The sequence below is a fragment of the Nostoc sp. genome, from assembly GCF_036917235.1.
Taxonomy (GTDB): domain Bacteria; phylum Cyanobacteriota; class Cyanobacteriia; order Cyanobacteriales; family Nostocaceae; genus Nostoc.
In genome coordinates, this window is sequence record NZ_JBALDU010000053.1 from 33,153 (window position 1) to 52,451 (window position 19,299).

Below are 19,299 nucleotides of genomic sequence, written 5' to 3' on the forward strand. Positions count from 1 at the left end.
TCCGCAATATAAGAGCTAAATGATTTCCATTCTCCATATCGGGTGAGCGTATAGCGGCTAAATTGTTGTGTCGCCCGATAATTCCTATTATTGTTATCCAACACAGTGGGGATTGGGGACTTTGATGATTGAATATTGGCTACTGCTGCGATCGCTAATTCGTAATATGATCAGTTAGGTAGCTACAGTAGCCAAGATGTCGCAGCGAATCAAAGTTTACTCCTACTCGATATACCACTCGTCAAATTCATATATTGGTATCACTCTTGCCGAAAAAGCATTGCAGGGTTTACCTGTTGATATTGAACGACGACCAATTTACATACCGAAGGAACGAGGTATAAAGGTAGTTGACCTACAAGGACGAACTGAAAACGCCCTATTATCTTCGTATCACAAAGAAGATTGTCTGCGGTGGGCAAAAAAGTACGGCATTGAAATTCGGCTCAAAGAATTTGAAGAATTTGGTAGGTGGGTCAAGCGCTGGGAGACAATGAAATTTGGTCGCGAAGAACTTCCTGCAAGAGCGTATTACGCTGCTTGTGGAACAGGGAAGGAGCATCTGCTGGATGCCGCTTTTTTTCGAGCTACGTACATCGATCTACTTGATGTCAATGATGAGTCTGTGATTAAGAAAGTTGCAAATCATGTTGGGTTGAATGGCGATCGCATTCTTGAGTTAATCCACGGTGAAGCAGCTAAACTTGCAGCAGTGTCAGCTTTGGCAGAATACGAACAGTTTGGCTGTCCTGGAGTTCCGACTTGGGTAGTCGAAGGTGAGAGATTTTGGGGAAAGGATCGTGTTGATTGGGTAGCAGAAAAGGTAAAACAATTATGTAATACTACTGTTACCAAAACAGTAGTGAGTGCCGAGTAAAAAAGTGATAATTTTTCAGATGAATGCGTAAAAATCATCACTTTGCCTCTTTGCTTATTCCTGGTCTAACCCGTTGATTTTAACTACTGTTTTTTAGTTGTTACCTGATGAATCGGCAACTCAATCACAAACTCTGTACCTTTGCCAAGTTCAGATTGGCAGTATATTTTGCCGTTATGTTTTTCTGTAACTATCTGATAGCTGATAGACAGTCCCAACCCTGTACCTTTACCGACAACCTTAGTAGTAAAAAATGGATCAAACAGTCGAGAGAGGACTTTTTCATCTATGCCGAGTCCGTTGTCGACGATGCGAATGACAATCCAATCTTTATTGAGCAGGGAGGTAGAAATTCGGATTTTGTTGGGGTTTTTTGCAAGCACTTCGGAAGATTGCTGTGTGGTTCGTTCTTCTAGGGCATCAATGGCATTAGACAGCAAATTCATAAATACCTGATTCAACTGACCGGGATAGCATTCTATTAGAGGTAAAGTACCATAATCTTTGCTCACATGAATGGTAAGGCTATCAGCTGAGGGCTTCAAACGGTTTTGCAAAATCATCAATGTACTATCAATACCTTCGTGAATATTTGCTGGCTTGAAATCAGCTTCGTCTAGGCGTGAGAAGTTTCGCAAAGAGGTGACAATTTCACGAATGCGTTCAGTGCCGACCTGCATGGACTGGAATAATTGAGGTAAATCCTCGACCAAATACGCTATTTCGGCTTTTTTGAAGAACTCTTGGATTTCTGGTGCGGCATCAGGATAATGATGCCAATAAAGTTGCACATAGCGAAGCAATTCTTGCGTGTATTGGTGGGCGTGTTCTAGGTTGCCGTGGATGAAATTAATCGGGTTATTAATTTCATGGGCAACTCCCGCCACCAGTTGCCCCAAACTGGCCATTTTTTCAGCGTGGATAATTTGCATTTGGGCAGTACGCAGTTCATTTAGAGCCTGGGCGAGTTGATTCGCTTCTTCACGAGTTTGACCCAGCAAACTAGATTGTTGAAACAAGTTCGCTTGACGCAGCGCTACACTGAGTTGAGCCGCCACTTGGGTGACAAATTCCAATTCTGCCTCTTCCCAATGACGTGTATGGGTGCATTGGTGAATGCACAACAACCCCCACAGTTCATCGCCTTCCATCAATGGCACAATAATCTGTGCTTTGACTTGGAATCGCTCAATCACATCCAGATGAGGTACTTTGGAACCAACGCTGTTGACATCAGATATAACTTGCACTTGCCCTTGGCGATATTGCGGTGCGTATTGATCTCCGAAGCAATAGTCTTGTACCTTTACAGTCAGGGCAGAATCGAACTTGGGTAATACATCTTCAGCGATAAATTCACCACTGCAAAAACCGACATTAGGATCGAAGCGGAAAATGCCGACTCGATCTGTACTCAGCGATCGCCGCACTTCCTGTACTGTAGTCTTAAGGATCGTCTCCAAATCCAAGGATTCCCGAATTTTGACGACCAAATCAAATAAAATCCGCCGCTGTTCAGCCGATTGTTGCAGTTCATCAGCGCGAGTTTGAATTTGAGTCACCATTTGAGAACTTTGCAGCGCTACTCCCAATTGGCTAGCAACCTGTCCCAAAAATTCCACTTCCACACTATCCCACTGACGCGGTGCAGAATGTTGATAGGCAGCCAGCAATCCCCACAGATTCCGTCCTACAAAAATTGGGGTCAACGCATAAGCGCGAATCTTGAATTGCTCTAAAATATCTAGGTGACAGCGCGAGTGCCCAGCTTGATAAATATCCTCTACAGCAAAATTTTCGTTGTTGCGGTAGCGTCCACCCTTGGTTTCTTGGAGGTGGGTATCTTCCCAAACGAGATTTTTGCCAAAGGGATTAATGCTGTCCCACTGTGCCTCAACCATGCCGAAATTACTCACGAATTCGCCACTCCAGTCTGGATTAAAGCGATAAACGCCAACCCGCTCAACTCGCAGCAGTTTACATACTTCTTGGCAAGTAGTTTTTAGGATTAAATCAATATTCAGGGAGGAGCGAATTTTACCGACTACTTCAGTTAATGCTCGTTGCCGAGCGATCGCCTCTTTGAGGGCAACTGCCTGTTGTTTCGACTGAGCCAAATTTTCGGCTTGCTGAATCGCAACTCCTAATTGTGCCCCTACCTGTCCGAGAAACTCGACTTCGTAATTTGCCCATTGGCGCGGCCCAGAGTGTTGATAGGCTGCGATCAGTCCCCACAGTTTTGGGCCGATGAAGATGGGTGCTAAGGTATATGCCCGAATCTTGAATTGCTCCAAAATATCGATGTGACAACGCGAGTGTCCGGCTTGGTAGATGTCGTTGACAACAAAACTTTCGTTATTGCGGTAGCGTCCACCTTTCGTCTCTTGGAGGTAGGTATCTTCCCAAACTAGATTTTTGCCAAAAGGATGGATTCTATTCCACTGTGCCTCTACCATCCCGAATTGGCTGACAAATTCACCGCTCCAGTCTTCATTGAAGCGGTAAATTGCTGCCCGCTCTAACTTCAGGAGTTTACAGAGTTCTTGACAGGCAGTGTCTAGAATAATTTTGGTATTTACAGACGAGCGAATATTTCCTACCACTTCCGTCAAAGCACGTTGCCGCGCGATCGCATCTTGCAGTTCTGCTGTGCGTTGTTTAGTCTGTTCTAAATTTTCTGCTTGCTGCATTGCTAAACCGAGATGGCTGGCAGCTTGGGCAAAGAATTCGACTTCGTGAGGATACCATTGCCGAGGAGCGGAATGTTGATAAGCTGCAAGCATTCCCCACAATTTTGCACCAATAAAAATCGGTGCGATCGCATACGCCCGAATCTGAAATTGTTCTAATACTTCAATATGACAACGAGCGTGTCCTGCATCGTAAATGTCAGCTACAGCAAACGGCTCATTTTTGCGATATCGCCCTCCCTGAGTTTCTTGCAAATGCGAATCTTGCCACACTAAGTCTTGTCCAAAGGCAGTTAAGGCATCCCAAGGATGCTCTGCAAAGCCAAAACGATTGAGAAAACTACCGCTCCAGTCAGTGTTAAAGCGATAGATTGCAACTCGCTCAATCTTCAATTGCCGACAAATATCTTGACAAGAAGTCGAACAGAGAGATTCTATATTTACAGATGCGCGAATCTTAGCCAGAATCCTCGCCAATATTTTTTGATATTGAACCGTTAGCTGTAGCTGTTTGTGACACTCTTGCAGGTCTAAGTGGTTCGACGTTTCATAACTGTTCATTGTCATAAAGTATAAATAAAATAGACTACCTGTTTTCAGTATTCCCTTGTTTATTTGTAATTGCTCAACTAGTCTTGGTTCGTGGAGAGTCTTAATTATTTGTAGCTTGCAGTACGGTTCTTTAGTTTCTGGATTTCCTTTCATAGCTCTACTATCAAGGCTTCTGTTGCCTCCTTTGATAGTTGTTTGAGGTTGGGCAGTTTTTGTATTTATTCAGTTAATTTCTATCTCGGTCTCTTGTTAAGAGTGTTGAGCAATTACAAAATCAATTCATAATTAATTTTGGGTATAGAGCGGTCTAACTTCAATTATGAAAAATAGAAAACTGGTAAGTATTTTTATTCAGAGACACCAGAATTTATTCGTAGTGTAAAAATTACATAAAGAACTCATATTGATTGCGTCAAAAAGCTAAGTATAATTCAAATAGTCTTCTTGCTCTTGCCTCTTGTCTGCTAAATCAAGTAAGTTCTCCAAATCAAAATGGATTCCTATCTTTCTCTCTGACTGCCAACATAATTCAAAATATAGAGAGCCTACCTGCTACTCAAGGTGTAATAAACACTAGTGGCGCACAGCTAGCTGTGCGCCACTACGAATCACCTATATTCCAACCTACAAAAGTTTCGGGTTATGAAATCCAGATTACTTAGTAATGATTTAGGTTAATGCCAGCTGCTTTTGCCATTGCTTCTAACCCATTAATTTGTAGGGTTTTAATCGCTTTGGTAGACAACTTTAATCTCACCCAGCGATTTCCGCCTTCCCACCAAACACGCTTGTCTTGCAGATTAGCGTGCTGAAGGCGTTTTGTACGGCGGTGAGAGTGGGAAACAGAAAAAGCGTTATTTGCCTTCTTACCAGTTAGTTCACAGCGACGGGACATAGCTACTATCTCCAGATTGTTATTTTAATACAGCCTTTCCATTTTAGGTCTTAGGCAGCAGAAGTGGGGAGATGAGGGAGCAGGGGAGCAGGGGAGAAATAACTCCTAACTCCTAACTCCTAACTTCCCACTCAGCACAGGCTAAACCTTAGCTATCCGCTAACAGCACTCAGCACTATTTACTAGCTTGTTCTGTCAGCTTGGTGAGTACCTCATTCGATCGCTCGACGAAGGATTTCATTCCCTCAGCGTCAAATCCTTTCTGAGACATCAGTGCTAAATCGTAGACGTGTTGACAAATCAAGTTCACTAACTGATCTGTAGACGATTCACCGTTACCTTGAATGATACTACCTTGGTTCAGATTAGCCAGATTTTGAATTAGCGGGTGAGCAGTATTCACAAGCAAAATGTGATCTTCGGGAAACTCTGCTGTTCCCTGCTGCATCATGGCGTTCATTTCGCGCAGGCGGCGGAGAATCTCTGGTAAAAGCACGATCGCAGGTGGTGTACCATGAGGATCGTCTGATTTCAAAGCTTCGGTACGGATGTTGAGTTTGGGTTTGTTGAGCGATTTCTCAAATAACTCTTTGATTGTCTCGCTGCGAGTTTTATTCGTCTTGGGATCGACAATTTCCTTATCTTTATCTTGTTCCAGCAGAGTATTATCTAAATCTGAGTCTACCCGCGTAAACTTGACATCCTGATATTCGCGCTCTAGGAAGTTGATAAAGTGAGTGTCGATGAAGGAGTCCATAAACAGGACTTCCAAGCCTTGATTTTTGTGCAGTTCTATGTATGTAGCTTGGGTTGTTTCATCAGTGCTGTAGAAAACCCGGTTTTCGTTGCGTTCTTTGTTGCGTTCTAGATACTCTTTCAGCGTAGTATAGGGAGCGCTGGGTGCTGAGTCAGAACTGGGTGCGGGAGTGACATCTTGCCAAGCATCGCCGTCTGAAGATTGGACTTCAACCACTGGCGTTTCAGCAGCAACTTTTTCTGTCAGCTTGGCGGTGGTGCGGAAGACGATGATATCTTCGATTTGTTTTTTGAATTTCTCGTCGTTGAGAACGCCGAATTTTACAAAAGTGCCGAGGTCTTTCCAGGCACTAATATATTGTTCGCGGTTATCGCGGAAAAGTTCTTTGAGGCGATCGCCTACTTTTTTGGCAATGTAGTCACCAATTCTCCGCACGGTGCGATCGCCTTGCAAGGCACTGCGCGATACGTTCAGGGGAATATCGGTACTATCAATCACACCCCGCATTGGCATCAAAAATTGCGGGATAATTTCTTCGCAGTTGTCGCTAACAAAAACTTGATTGCAAAATAGCTTGATCTGACCTTTCGTAACATCTACATCCGGTCGCATTTTCGGGAAATACAAAATCCCGTTGATGATAAAGGGATAGTCTGTATTTAGATGTACCCACAACAAAGGTTCTTCCTGAAAAGGATACAGGTAGCGGTAAAACTCTAAATAATCTTCTTGAGTTAGGTTACTTGGAGACTCTCGCCACGGTGCTTTTTGCTTATTTATTACTTCGCCATCTAGTTTAATCGGGACTGGCAAGAAGTCGCAGTATGTCTTGACAAGATTCTTGATTCGTGCTGATTCGAGAAATTCCTCTTCTTCCCCTTGCAGGCTGAGAATAATAGTAGTACCGCGAGTTGTCCGAGAAGATTCTTCGAGAGTGAAAGCTGGGGAACCATCACAAGACCAGTGAACCGCCTGCGCCCCTTCTTGATAGGAAAGGGTATCAATTTCTACCTTTTGCGCCACCATGAAGGAAGAGTAGAAACCAAGACCGAAGTGGCCGATTATTGGTTGATCTGATTTGCCTTCATACTTATGAATAAATTCTTCAGCGCTAGAGAAGGCAACTTGATTGATATATTTCTTAACTTCATCTGCGGTCATCCCGATACCGTTATCGGAGATGGATAGAGTTTTCTTATCTTTGTCAATGGCAATTTCAATTTCTGGTTCGCCGATGTCTCCAGCATAATCTCCAGCGCGGGATACCATTTTTAGCTTTTGGATGGCGTCTACAGCGTTGGATACCAATTCCCGCAAGAAGATTTGGTGATCTGAGTAAAGCGACTTCTTGATGATCGGGAAAATATTCTCAGTATGAATACTGATAGTGCCTTGTTCTAGCATAATTGGTAATCTTCGATGTTAGTATCTGAAATGATGATAGTGGCTAATACAGCTTATCCCTCTGTTTTCCAGGATAAACCCGGTGAACATAGAAGGGTATGATACCAATTATGATTTTAAAAGCATAGCTTAGGCGATGTCTACGACGGGCTGCGCCTACGCACCTTTTTTGAGCATTGTTTGCCGCCATTTTCTGATTCGGATTCCCCTACTTCCGACTCGCCACTCCCCACAGATTGCTGTTTAAGTATTACTAGAATTCTTCTCCAACACCAAAAAATAATGGTATGGATAAGTGGGATCGATAAATTCTTGCTTAACAGTTAACCCAGCTTTGGCAACAGAGTTTAAAATCCGCGTTTTCGGATATCCTTTTAAACCCATTTCCCAGCAGTGTTCGTCACAGACTGGTGTTGTACTCCAGAATTTTGGCACATTGAATAGTAAATGCCTTGGTCTGCCAGAGAAAGAAGTTTTCACCTGAAACGCGAGGTATTGAGTGCAATAGGGAATCGAAATCACCAAAAATTTCTTAGTTGCAATAGCAAGTTTTCTCAACGCTTCTTCTGATTCAGGGTAGGGGAAGTGTTCCAGCACTTGAAACAGGACAATTGCATCAAATTTATCTTTTGGTAAGGAAAAATCTGTAGTCAAATCCAAAATTATTTCTGGTTTGAGGCTGGGGTCAACATCAGCAGTGGAGACGTTGTATCCATTATTCTTCAAGATGTCTGTTAACAGAGAATTAAAAATCCCAATTTCCAGAACGTTTTTTACCTGATTACCCAGCGAAAAAATTAGACGCAACTGGTGATGGTAACTGATGAGGCGATTTTTGGATAAATATTCTGAATTTCTAATATCTAAGGAGGTGATGAGTTGCATAAATAAGCCTACCTAAGCTGAAAGATTAATAAATTTGGTGGGTATACAACTACAGGATTCCCGGAACAATCATCAAAGTAACATCTGAACCTCACTCCAAACCTCTCTCCTTGTAGGAGAGAGGCTTTGAATCTTACTCCCCTTCTCCTACGAGGAAAGGGTTAGAGAGAGGTAGAGAACAAGTTAGGGGGATTTTCCAGGGCAAAATATCACTAACACCAAGCGTATTACTTTAACGAGTAAGATTCTACGCGCTAAAGTATTTTGCTAACGGGTGATAGGTAATAATCGCAGTGGTAGACTGTTCTGGATAAAGTTGTTCGCTTTCATCCATATACAAGTTAATCCTGTCAGTCTGCAATAACTCCAGTTGCTTGTATTGATCCTGAATGTTCGGACAAGCTGGATACCCAAAACTATACCGCGAGCCACGATAGCGTTGTGCCAATATATCCCGAATATTGTCGGGTTCTTCAGCAGCAAAACCTAACTCCCGGCGAATTCTGGCGTGTGTCCACTCAGCTACAGCTTCCGCCACCTGCACTGCCATGCCGTGGAAATACAGATAATCGGTGTATTGATTGGCAGCAAACAGCTTTTGGGCAAACTCTGTGGCAATTTCCCCTACAGTCACCGCTTGCATTGGGAACACATCAATAATTCCCGACTCCTTCGGTGCAAAGAAATCTGCTATGCATAGCCGCCTTAAAGACTTCTGTCTAGGAAAGTCGAAAGTTGTAACCTGCTGTGATTGGTTCTCTGAGTCATATATATGTAGAGAATTCCCCTCGGCTTGACAAGGGAAATATCCATAAATCACTTGGGGATGCAACAGATTCTCTTCAATAATTCGCTGTTTCCAAGTTTCTAAAACTGGGTACACTTTCTCAGCTAAGAAAGCCTGATATTCTTCCTTAGATTGTTCCTTTGGTTTGCGGAATTGCCACTGTCCCGCAATCAAAGCTTGTAAATCCAAGTGCCAGAATATTTCCTCGATGGGAATATCACTAGGCTGCAATAACTTCGTTCCCCAGAAAGGCGGTGTGGGACGTTCAATATCTACAGCCACAGCTTCGGAACGTCTTGTATCTACTACTTTTGGTTCAGCAGATGTTTCTTCAGCAGTTGTAGCTTTTGGTTCTTTGTGACCATTTGTCGAAACTTCAGCCGTTTCGACTTCGTTCAAAAATCCCTGCAAATCTTGCCAGTTATCAGCAGCTTTTGCTGGCATTAATTTATCCATGAAGTGCAAGTCAGAAAAGGCATCTTTGCCATAAACAACTTTACCTTTGTAGGTTTTTTGGCAATCTTCATAGACAAACTTGGGAGTCAACGCCGCACCACCTAATATCACGGGGACACTAATTCCTTTTTCGTTGAATACCTCCAAATTCTCTTTCATGAAGGCGGTGGATTTTACTAGCAAACCACTCATGGCAATACAATCAGGTTTGTGCTGTTCGTAAGCGTTGATGATGTTTTCCACTGGCTGCTTAATTCCCAGGTTAATCACCTTGTAGCCGTTGTTGGATAAGATGATATCCACCAAGTTTTTACCAATGTCGTGGACATCGCCTTTCACTGTGGCAATGATAAAAGTTCCTTTCGCATTGTTGCCTGATTCTGATTTTTCCATGAACGGTTCTAGAAATGCCACCGCAGCTTTCATCGTTTCCGCAGATTGCAAAACGAAGGGTAACTGCATTTGTCCAGAACCGAATAATTCCCCGACAACTTTCATGCCATCTAGCAAGAAGGTGTTGATAATTTCTAAGGGGGGATGTTCTTCTAAGGCTTTTTTCAGATGTTCTTCTAAGCCTATGCGTTCGCCGTCGATGATGTGACGTTTGAGGCGTTCTGGGATGGGAAGACTTTCATCTAAGGAGCGATCGCGCTTAGTTGTCACCCCAGCAAACGCTGTGGTAAGCTCTCCCAAGGGATCGTAAACGCAAACGTTACCCTCAAATTTCCGTTCGTCATAAATCAACTGCCGACAAATTTCTTGATGGCGGGCGTCAATCTTCGAGAGCGGTAAAATCTTGTTAGCGCTGACAATGGCTGCATCCATTCCTGCCGTTGTCGCTTCGTGTAAAAACACCGAGTTCAGCACCATCCGCGAGGCTGGATTCAAACCAAAGGAAATATTGGAAACACCCAAAATTACATGACATCCAGGCAATCCTTCACGAATGCGCCGGATGGATTCAATGGTGGCTTTACCGTTTTCTCGGTCTTCTTCAATCCCGGTGGAAATTGGTAACGCTAGGGTATCAAAGAATATTTCTGTAGGTGGTATGCCAAATTCTACAGCTTGACGGTATGCGCGTTGGGCGATCGCAAATTTCTTATCTGCTGTCCGTGCCATCCCGTCTTCATCGATAGTACCAATAACTACACCAGCGCCGTATTTATTCGCTAAATCCAACACCTTCAAAAAGCGCGATTCCCCATCTTCGTAGTTGGTGGAGTTCAGCAAACACTTACCACCGGCAACCTTTAAACCCGCCTCCATCTTTTCCCATTCGGTGGAGTCAAGCATTAAAGGCAATGTCACATTATTGACAATGCGCGAAACTAATTCGTGCATATCTCGCACGCCGTCACGTCCCACATAATCGACGTTGACATCGAGGATGTGTGCGCCTTCTTTGACTTGCGCCCTCGCCATTGAAACGAGTCCATCCCAATCTTCGGCATTTAGCAAATCGCGGCACTTTTTGGAACCACTGGCGTTAAGACGTTCGCCAACAATCAAGAATGAATTATCTTGGTCGTAGGGCTGAGTGGTGTAAATTGATGCTGCTGCTGGTTCTAAACTTGGCTGTCTAACTTTTGGCTTCAGGTCTTTAGCAAGTTCTGCCAATTGTTGAATGTGTTCTGGACGCGTCCCACAGCAACCCCCGATCACTTGGACACCCAAATCTTCAACAAAATGCATCAGCGACATCCGTAATTCCAACGCTGTCAGGCGGTAGTGTGCTTGACCGCCAACGTTCTCAGGTAAACCCGCGTTAGGAATACAGGAAACAATAAAAGGCGAATGTTCTGACAGATACTTGATATGTGGTTTCATCAAGTCTGGGCCTGTGGCACAGTTTAGACCGAGAATGTCAATTGGGTAAGGTTCCAAAATTGTCAGCACAGCACTGATTTCGGAACCAACCAACATTGTGCCCATGCTTTCCATTGTCACAGACACCATCAACGGTCTGCGATCGCCTTTTTTGGCAAACACTTCTTCAATGGCATTCAGCGCCGCCTTAATTTGCAGCACATCTTGGCAAGTTTCCACCAAAAATAAATCGACACCACCATCCCACAGCGCCTCTGCTTGTTCAGCAAAAGTAGCTTTCATGGTGTCAAAGTCAATATGTCCCAAGGTTGGGAGTTTGGTTGTGGGGCCGATGGAACCTGCCACAAACCGGGGTTTTTCTGGCGTGGAAAATTCCGCAGCCACACGCTTGGCTAATTCTGCGGCTGTCTTGCTGAGGTAGTAGGCTTGGTCTGCCAAGTCATATTCTGCCAGCACCAGGGATGTACTGCCAAAGGTATCCGTTTCAATCACATCTGCACCAGCAGCGAGAAAGTCGCGGTGAACCTTAGCCACAGCTTCCGGTTTCGTGTGGACTAAGTATTCGTTACAACCTTCATACTGTGGGCCGCCGAAGTCTTCAGCAGTGAGGTTTTGGGTTTGTAAATTGGTTCCCATCGCCCCGTCGAAGACGAGGACTGGGCTATCTGGACTACGCAGGCGTTCAAGGAAAGAATGAGTCATATTTTCCTAGAATAAATGAGGATATCAAGTGAGTCTTGTGATACTCGACTTACTTTATTATTTTCCAAAATTGTGGTGGTTTTGGCATCTTTTCATAAAGTCTGTTTTGCTGAAACTCATCACTGGCTTATTTTGACCTAATTTATCAAGGTTGGCGACGACAGAATCAAGATTTCAGCGTGCTACTTCAAACTAGCTGACTTGAGACGACTGTTATGAAAAGAGTAATTCGTCATTACCATTGCGTAAGGGTTTTAGATATTTTAAATGGGTGGTTTATTTACGCCGTGCTGTATTAGTGTGTGAATGACGTTCGCCATTGTTCAAATTGACATAGGTGGAGTTTCACTGAGTCTACATATAGTCAGATGAAATATTTTCGCCAAGTTTATTATCTTGGGATCACAACCTAGAGTTGCTATATCATGTCGCCTTGATTACTTATTAAACCCAGAGAACCGCACCCTTTATTACTACCGTGTATACACGAATTACCCCCCTTAATCCCCCCTTGTAAAGGGGGGAAACCGGAAAATCTTGTTCCCTCCCCTTTGCAAGGGGAGGGCTAGGGTGGGGTAAAAACCAGATTTGTCGCGGACATGATATTACTCCGTTCAACTCAAAGATGGAAAAAACACCAGGTGTATAACTTGATTCCTACTATGGATTTAAATTCTTTGTTCAATCTCAATACATTTATTGAATTATTACTGGGGATTAGTTTGAGCGCGGCGGCTGGCTTTCGAGTATTTGTACCACTGCTAGCATTGAGTGTGGCTTCAGTTTTTGGACATTTAGATTTGCCGACTAACTTTGATTGGGTGGAAACACCTCAAGCTGTAATTGTTTTTGCCGTCGCTTGTTCGCTAGAAATTATCGGTTATTACATTCCTTGGTTGGATCATCTGCTGGATATTGTTGCCACTCCTGCGGCATTTATCGCCGGGACAATCGTCACAGCATCTGTTGCTCCAGAGATGAATCCACTGGTGCAATGGACGTTAGCTTTAGTTGCTGGTGGCGGAACCGCAGGATTAACTCAGGGATTAACGAATATATTGCGGATAAGTTCTACAGGCGCTTCAGGTGGATTAACCAATCCAGTTGTGTCAACCATTGAGTTGCTCATTGCAATCGCGCTGTCTGTGCTGGCGCTAGCTTTCCCAGTGGTAGCAGGAACGATTGTGATTGGTTTTCTAATAATAGCTATTCAAAGAATTTGGAATTTCTTCTTCAATAAAGCATCTTCTCAAACTAACGAAACCGTCTCTCCATCTAGAGAATTGGGATAAGTAGTTATGGATTTGTTTTAGAACTGCGACGCCGAATAGCCCGTCGTAGACATCGCAATTATAAAGCGATCGCAGTCTTCGGGTGTGTTAGCGCGAAAGCGTAGCGCACTCTTTGAACTCCGTAAATGAGTCTTTTATACTCGCCGACGAGTCTTTTATACTCGCCGACGAGTCTTTTATATTCGCTGACGAGTCTTTTATACTCGTGGACGAGTCTTTTATATTCGCTGACGAGTCTTTTATACTCGTGGACGAGTCTTTTATACTCGTGAACGAGTCTTTTATACTCGTGGACGAGTCTTTTATACTCGTGAACGAGTCTTTTATACTCGTGAACGAGTCTTTTAGCTCCATTAATGAGCCTTTGAACTTCTTTAATGAGATTTTTATACTCGTGAATAAGTAAATATTATTGCGAGGCTAGCGATGTCTACGACGGGCTACGCTTACGCACTCAGCTATTGACCGTGAAAAGCGATCGCACTCAGCTAATTTAAACATCACAGCCGTTTTTATGGACATAAACACCCTAATCCAGTCTCTAATGTTTAGTTGCGATATACTATACTACCTTAGTAAATATCGCTACAGAGTTGATGAGGTTTGCAGGTGACAAACGAAGAACTGTTGCAAATTATTGAAAAAGCTGCCCACGAAAAGGCAACAGAGCTAGACCTCCGTAACAATCAACTCAGCAGCCTGCCGCCAGAAATCAGCCAACTCTCCAGCCTGACAACGCTATCCCTGAATGACAATCAACTCAGCAGCCTGCCGCCAGAAATTAGCCAACTCTCCAACTTGACAACGCTATACCTCGAAAATAATCAACTCAGCAGCCTGCTGCCAGAAATCAGCCAACTCTCCAACTTGACAACGCTATCCCTGAATGACAATCAACTCAGCAGCCTGCCGCCAGAAATCAGCCAACTCTCCAGCCTGACTAAGCTAAACCTCTCTAAGAATCAACTCAGCAGCCTGCCGCCAGAAATCAGCCAACTCTCCAGCCTGACTGAGCTATTCCTCGAAAATAATCAACTCAGCAGTCTACCGCCAGAATTCAGCCGACTCTCCAACTTGACAACGCTATCCGTCTCTAAGAATCAACTCAGCAGCCTGCCGCCAGAAATCAGCCAACTCTCCAGCCTGACAATGCTCTTCTTTCATCACAATGAACTCAGCAGCCTGCCGCCAGAAATCAGCCAACTCTCCAGCCTGACTGGGCTATTCCTCGATAACAATGAACTCAGCAGCCTGCCGCCAGAAATCAGCCAACTCTCCAACTTGACATGGCTATTCCTCGATAACAATCAACTCAGCAGCCTGCCGCTAGAATTCAGTCAACTCTCCAGCCTGACAACGCTATCCCTCCAGAACAATCCATTAACTTCGCCACCACCTGAAATTGTCGAGCAGGGAACACAGGCAATTTTGACCTATCTGCGAGAAAGGTTAGAGGGTAGTCAACGGCAGTGGGTTTCTAAACTGCTAGTCGTCGGTGAAGGAGGTGTGGGTAAAACATCCTTATTAAGAGCATTGCGTGGTGAAGAGTTCGACACTCAGGAATCCACCACCCACGGTATTGAAATTAAATCCCTGGAATTAACCCATCCCACGCAAGCTGTCACCATGCAGCTGAACACCTGGGACTTTGGCGGACAAGAAATCTATCACGCTACCCATCAATTCTTCCTCACCAACCGCTCTCTATTTTTACTCGCCTGGAATGCCCGACTGGGATTTGAGCAAGGTAAACTCTATTACTGGCTGGATACTATCAAAGCTTTAGCCCCGGAATCTCCGATTTTACTCGTCGCCACCCACATCGATGAGCGAGATGCCGACCTTCCCCTAAAAGAGTTACGCGACAAATACCCCCAGATTATCGAACATTGTAAAATTAGCTCTAAAAGCAGCCTTGGCATTGAAAAACTTCGGCAAGGAATTGCAGAATCAGCTGCCAAGTTGCCTTTAATGGGTGAAATCTGGCCTACCACCTGGCTAGATGCTGCCAATGCCATCCGCACCCAGCCAAAAAAACAAATCACACCACAACAATTGTGGGACATCATGGCTGAGTCCCAAGTTGCGGATATCAGCAAGGAAGTACTAGCGCGATGGCTGCATGAATTAGGCGAAATTCTCTACTTCCAAGACAACGAAGAACTTAACGATACCGTTATCCTTAAGCCCCAGTGGGTAACTGAATATATCAGCAAAGTTTTGGAAAGCAAAGACGTAAGCGATAAACTTGGCATTTTCACCCGTCAGGAAATGGATCGACTTTGGCGCGACTTAGAGCCATCCATGCGCGACCACTTTCTGCGCCTCATGGAGCGTTTTGACCTTTCCTACCGCACTCAAGAAAACCGGGATATCAGTTTAGTTGTGGAACGTTTGCCCCTCGACGCGCCTAATTATGAACACAAATGGCAGCAAATTAAACAAACAGGTAAGTGCAATGAAATTTCGATGAAATTTCAACTCAATACCATTCCTGCGGGTATTCCCACTTGGTTTATTGCGCGTCAACACCGCTTCACAACTGGCATCCATTGGCGTAACGGTGTCTTATTTGCTTATGAGCAAGAACATTTAGCATTAGTGGAAGCTGTTAAAAGCGATCGCTATATTAAATTAACAGTGCGAGGCCCTAACCCGCTGAATTTCTTTGTTCTGCTTCGAGATGGCATCGAACTCACCCTCGCCAGGTTTCCCGGATTAGACATTCAACGCACAATTCCATGTCTTGGTCATAATGGTCAACCATGCACTCACGAATTTGACTATAAACAACTATCGCAACGCTGGGAAAAAAAGAAAGGAACAATTGAATGCCCAGAAGCTATGGAAGATGTATCAGTGCCAGAACTCTTATATGGCTTAAACTGGAATACTCAAAATGCAGTGTTAGAACGCATTGACCAGTTAGAAAAAACAGTTGTTGACACAGTTGTGGATGGACAAACAGTAATTCTCAATGAATTCAAAAATCTCCTAGAACTGACACAACGGGGATTTACCAATACATTCCGCCGCGAACAAGCAAAAATTGATTCTCACTGTCCCAACGTCTTTATTCTGCGTCCACATGGCGGTAAAGCTTGGCAAAAGAATCTAACTGGACAGAAATTAGATTTACAACTCTATTGCCAAGCACCGGGTTGTTGGCATCCCACCCAAGAAGGCGGTTTATATGAAATAAATGAACCTGCCAAATGGTTGAGAGTAACTGCACCTTATATTGGTAACTTATTCAAAGTCTTAAAATATGCCGCACCGATAATTGGCCCTTGGCTGGGTGTCGTAGATTCCAAAGAATATGAAACGCTATTTAAAAATGACTTAGAACTATTTAAAGAAGTAGCAGCAAAATTACCTGAACTCAAAGAATCTGAAGATTTAGAATTAGCAGACAAAATTGCTAGAGGTGAAGATTTAGATCCAGAACGCGCCGATGGTGCGGCTTTACGTGCCCTACGTCAACTTTTAGAAGAAAAAGATCCACAGCAGCACTGGGGTGGCTTAAAGAACGTCTTGACTCCAGAGGGACATTACCTGTGGCTATGCGAACACCACGCAGCAGAGTATAAACGCTAACCCTTTCAGATTTGAGATTGCGCTCTTGAATTGTAGAGACACAATTCATCAACTATTCAAGCAGTAGCAATGGTTTTAGGAGCATTTAAATAGCTCCATAGACAGAGGAAGCATTTAAAACAATTACTTAGCATTCAACATATACTAGTAACGTATATTTGACTAGAATTAAGGTATTATAGCGATTATTATTTGGATACCATAAGCGGTAGGGGTTTACAGAAGTGCACCTCTACAACTGACACGCCAGTTTAGCTATAAATTAATATCTACCGTTTTACGGGTATTAGAAAAATGAAGTTTACAGACTGGGTGACTAGGGTACTACTAATCTGGCTGATGTTTGCCACTCTAATTGTAGTGCTGCTAATTGGACGAGCAACAAAATTACACAACAATCCGACAATATCCCGTACATCCAATCCACAGGTTACAGCTTTCAGTAAATATCCCCAGGCGCAATTTCAATCAGCGAAAGAGCCAGAGAAGAAATTTCAAAATGTTATCAAGTCCCCAGTCAAGACTAACCAGCCTGTCGCAAGATACATAACTACTCAAGCTTTTGCACAGTACAGACCTAATTATCAAGTTGCTTCGGTCGATCCAAGTAATTATGGAGAACGTTACACCCAAGATGTTAACGGCATTTCTGTCAACAATCAACCAATTATCGTCCTCCATGAAACTGGTTATTCTGCTTCTAGCGCCATTAATTTCTTTCAAGTAGCCCATAGCGATGAAGGTGTACAAGCAAGTTACCACGCTTTAATCAAGTTAGACGGAACGGTGGTTTATCTAGTACCGCCAGACAAACGGGCTTTTGGTGCAGCTAACTCTGTCTTTGATGGTTCTCAGGGAGTGGAAACTGTGCAGACTAATCCGACTTTACCCGCGTCTGTGAATAATTTTGCTTATCACGTTTCTTTGGAAACACCGCCAGATAGTTATGACAGTAGCAGTCAACAAACTCATAGCGGCTACACGGAGACTCAATATCATTCCCTTGCTTGGTTAATTGCTCAAAGTCAAGTCCCAGACGATCGCATCACTACGCACCATTTAGTAGACCGTTCTGGTAAAAAAGTTGACCCGATAAATTTTGATGGTCATAAATTTCTGAGCTTACTTAATACTTATCGTCAGGTTAGACCAGTCTATCGAGTCAGCAAATAATTTGTGGAGACGCGAAAATTCTCGTCTCTGCAAGGGTTATGGATACAATTTTGAATTGTAAACTTGCTCAAGAAGGCGCGATCGCGTCAAAATAAGAGTTAAGACGCTGTAACCTAACTTAACAATGGCCATAACGCAGCTTGAGCAAATTTCCCCTCAACTAATACCGCCAAATGAGCGGGGATATGAATATGATTTGGTAATTGTCGGCGGTGGGATTATTGGGTTAACTCTAGCCTCTGCTTTAAAAGATTCTGGTTTGAGTGTCTTACTAATTGAGGCAAAAGTAGCATCTGCGGCGGTAGCCAAGGGACAAGCTTATGCAGTTCATCAGCTTTCGTCGCTAATTTATCAAGGAATTGGTGTTTGGGACAAAATGTTGCCTCAAATCGCCAAGTATTGCCGAGTTCGTCTTTCGGATGCCGATCACCCCGATGTGGTGGAATTTACCACAGATGATATAAATACAGCAGAGTTAGGTTATGTGGCGGAACACCAAGCCCTGTTGCAGCCGTTGCAAGAGTTTGTCCAAAATTGCCCAAATGTGACTTATCTGTGTCCGGCGGAAGTGGTAAATACGCAATACCAGCAGAATATAGTCGCCATCGAGATAAAAATTGCCGATCGACTAAAGACAGTTCGCAGCAAATTAGTTGTAGCAGCAGATGGATCGCGATCGCCAATTCGCCAAGCTGCTGGAATCAAAACTTCTGGCTGGAAATATTGGCAATCTTGTATCGTCGCCTTTGTCAAACCAGAAAAACCCCACAATAACACCGCTTACGAAAGATTTTGGTCTAGCGGCCCCTTTGCGATTTTACCTTTACCGGGGAACCGTTGCCGCATTGTCTGGACAGCGCCCCATGAAGAAGCAAAAGCTTTGTGTGCTTTAAATGACGAGCAATTTTTGGCAGAACTAAGCCGCCGCTATGGCGATCGGATGGGGAAACTGGAATTACTAGGCGATCGCTTTGTTTTTCAAGTACAACTCATGCAAAGCGATCGCTACGTTCTCCCCCGACTAGCATTAATTGGTGATGCGGCGCACAATTGCCATCCCGTCGGCGGACAAGGTTTAAATTTGGGTATCCGGGATGCCGCAGCTTTGGCGCAAATAATTCAAGCAGCGCACAAAGCGGGTAAAGATATTGGCAATATTCAGATTCTCAAAGGTTATGAACGCTGGCGCAAGCTAGAGAATCTGACAATTTTAGGTTTCACTGATTTGTTAGATCGGATGTTCTCTAATAATTTCTTCCCCGTGGTGGTAGTTCGTCGCTTGGGTTTATGGTTCTTGCAGCGAGTACCTGTATTAAAAGTATTTATGCTGAAATTGATGATTGGCTTGAAGGGGCGGACTCCAGAATTAGCAAAACGATAAGGCTTGAGAATGCGATCGCTG

At 43.8% G+C, this 19,299-nt stretch carries 10 protein-coding genes; 5 read left to right on the forward strand and 5 right to left on the reverse strand.

Annotation, left to right across the window (positions count from 1 at the left end):
• The first annotated feature begins 196 nt into the window (after window positions 1-196).
• The gene (locus V7K44_RS16510) at window positions 197-877 is read left to right on the forward strand and encodes a 2-hydroxychromene-2-carboxylate isomerase (protein ID WP_334933028.1); all 681 of its coding nucleotides are present in this window, start codon (window positions 197-199) and stop codon (window positions 875-877) included.
• A gap of 83 nt (window positions 878-960) precedes the next feature.
• On the opposite strand, the gene V7K44_RS16515 is transcribed toward V7K44_RS16510, so the two are convergent.
• From V7K44_RS16515 to metH, 5 genes are all read right to left on the reverse strand, one after another.
• Window positions 961-4,272, reverse strand: a complete 3,312-nt coding sequence (locus V7K44_RS16515) for a GAF domain-containing sensor histidine kinase (protein WP_442940699.1) — start codon at window positions 4,270-4,272, stop codon at window positions 961-963.
• Between the two features lie 505 nt (window positions 4,273-4,777).
• Window positions 4,778-5,014 carry a 50S ribosomal protein L28 gene (gene rpmB / locus V7K44_RS16520; RefSeq protein ID WP_289797780.1) on the reverse strand — a complete coding sequence of 79 codons (237 nt, stop codon included), beginning with the start codon at window positions 5,012-5,014 and terminating at the stop codon, window positions 4,778-4,780.
• A 175-nt stretch (window positions 5,015-5,189) separates the two neighbouring features.
• Entirely contained in the window at window positions 5,190-7,175 is a 1,986-nt protein-coding gene (htpG, locus tag V7K44_RS16525; RefSeq protein WP_334933029.1) for a molecular chaperone HtpG, read from the reverse strand.
• A 243-nt stretch (window positions 7,176-7,418) separates the two neighbouring features.
• Entirely contained in the window at window positions 7,419-8,060 is a 642-nt protein-coding gene (locus V7K44_RS16530) for a class I SAM-dependent methyltransferase (protein ID WP_334933030.1), read from the reverse strand.
• A 247-nt stretch (window positions 8,061-8,307) separates the two neighbouring features.
• Window positions 8,308-11,835, reverse strand: coding sequence for a methionine synthase (metH, locus tag V7K44_RS16535; RefSeq protein ID WP_334933031.1), 3,528 nt, complete (start codon window positions 11,833-11,835; stop codon window positions 8,308-8,310).
• Window positions 11,836-12,497: 662 nt separating this feature from the next.
• Between metH and V7K44_RS16540 the strand changes: the two genes are divergently transcribed.
• The 4 genes from V7K44_RS16540 to V7K44_RS16555 all read left to right on the forward strand — a co-directional run bounded on the left by V7K44_RS16540 (window position 12,498) and on the right by V7K44_RS16555 (window position 19,278).
• A complete protein-coding gene (locus V7K44_RS16540) occupies window positions 12,498-13,127 on the forward strand; it encodes a DUF4126 domain-containing protein (RefSeq protein ID WP_334933032.1) in 630 nt (209 codons plus the stop codon).
• A gap of 609 nt (window positions 13,128-13,736) precedes the next feature.
• Window positions 13,737-16,724, forward strand: coding sequence for a COR domain-containing protein (locus V7K44_RS16545; protein WP_334933033.1), 2,988 nt, complete (start codon window positions 13,737-13,739; stop codon window positions 16,722-16,724).
• A 294-nt stretch (window positions 16,725-17,018) separates the two neighbouring features.
• Window positions 17,019-17,897: an N-acetylmuramoyl-L-alanine amidase gene (locus V7K44_RS16550; RefSeq protein WP_334933034.1), complete on the forward strand. Its 879-nt coding sequence runs from the start codon at window positions 17,019-17,021 to the stop codon at window positions 17,895-17,897.
• A gap of 124 nt (window positions 17,898-18,021) precedes the next feature.
• Window positions 18,022-19,278, forward strand: coding sequence for an FAD-dependent hydroxylase (locus V7K44_RS16555; RefSeq protein ID WP_334933035.1), 1,257 nt, complete (start codon window positions 18,022-18,024; stop codon window positions 19,276-19,278).
• Window positions 19,279-19,299 lie beyond the last annotated feature (21 nt).

Coding starts and splice junctions, on each gene's coding strand:
- htpG (WP_334933029.1), bottom strand. CDS start 7,175: ATGCTAGAACAAGGCACTATCAGTATTCATACTGAGAATATTTTCCCG.
- V7K44_RS16550 (WP_334933034.1), top strand. CDS start 17,019: ATGAAGTTTACAGACTGGGTGACTAGGGTACTACTAATCTGGCTGATG.
- V7K44_RS16540 (WP_334933032.1), top strand. CDS start 12,498: ATGGATTTAAATTCTTTGTTCAATCTCAATACATTTATTGAATTATTA.
- metH (WP_334933031.1), bottom strand. CDS start 11,835: ATGACTCATTCTTTCCTTGAACGCCTGCGTAGTCCAGATAGCCCAGTC.
- V7K44_RS16515 (WP_442940699.1), bottom strand. CDS start 4,272: ATGAAAGGAAATCCAGAAACTAAAGAACCGTACTGCAAGCTACAAATA.
- V7K44_RS16510 (WP_334933028.1), top strand. CDS start 197: ATGTCGCAGCGAATCAAAGTTTACTCCTACTCGATATACCACTCGTCA.
- rpmB (WP_289797780.1), bottom strand. CDS start 5,014: ATGTCCCGTCGCTGTGAACTAACTGGTAAGAAGGCAAATAACGCTTTT.
- V7K44_RS16555 (WP_334933035.1), top strand. CDS start 18,022: ATGGCCATAACGCAGCTTGAGCAAATTTCCCCTCAACTAATACCGCCA.
- V7K44_RS16530 (WP_334933030.1), bottom strand. CDS start 8,060: ATGCAACTCATCACCTCCTTAGATATTAGAAATTCAGAATATTTATCC.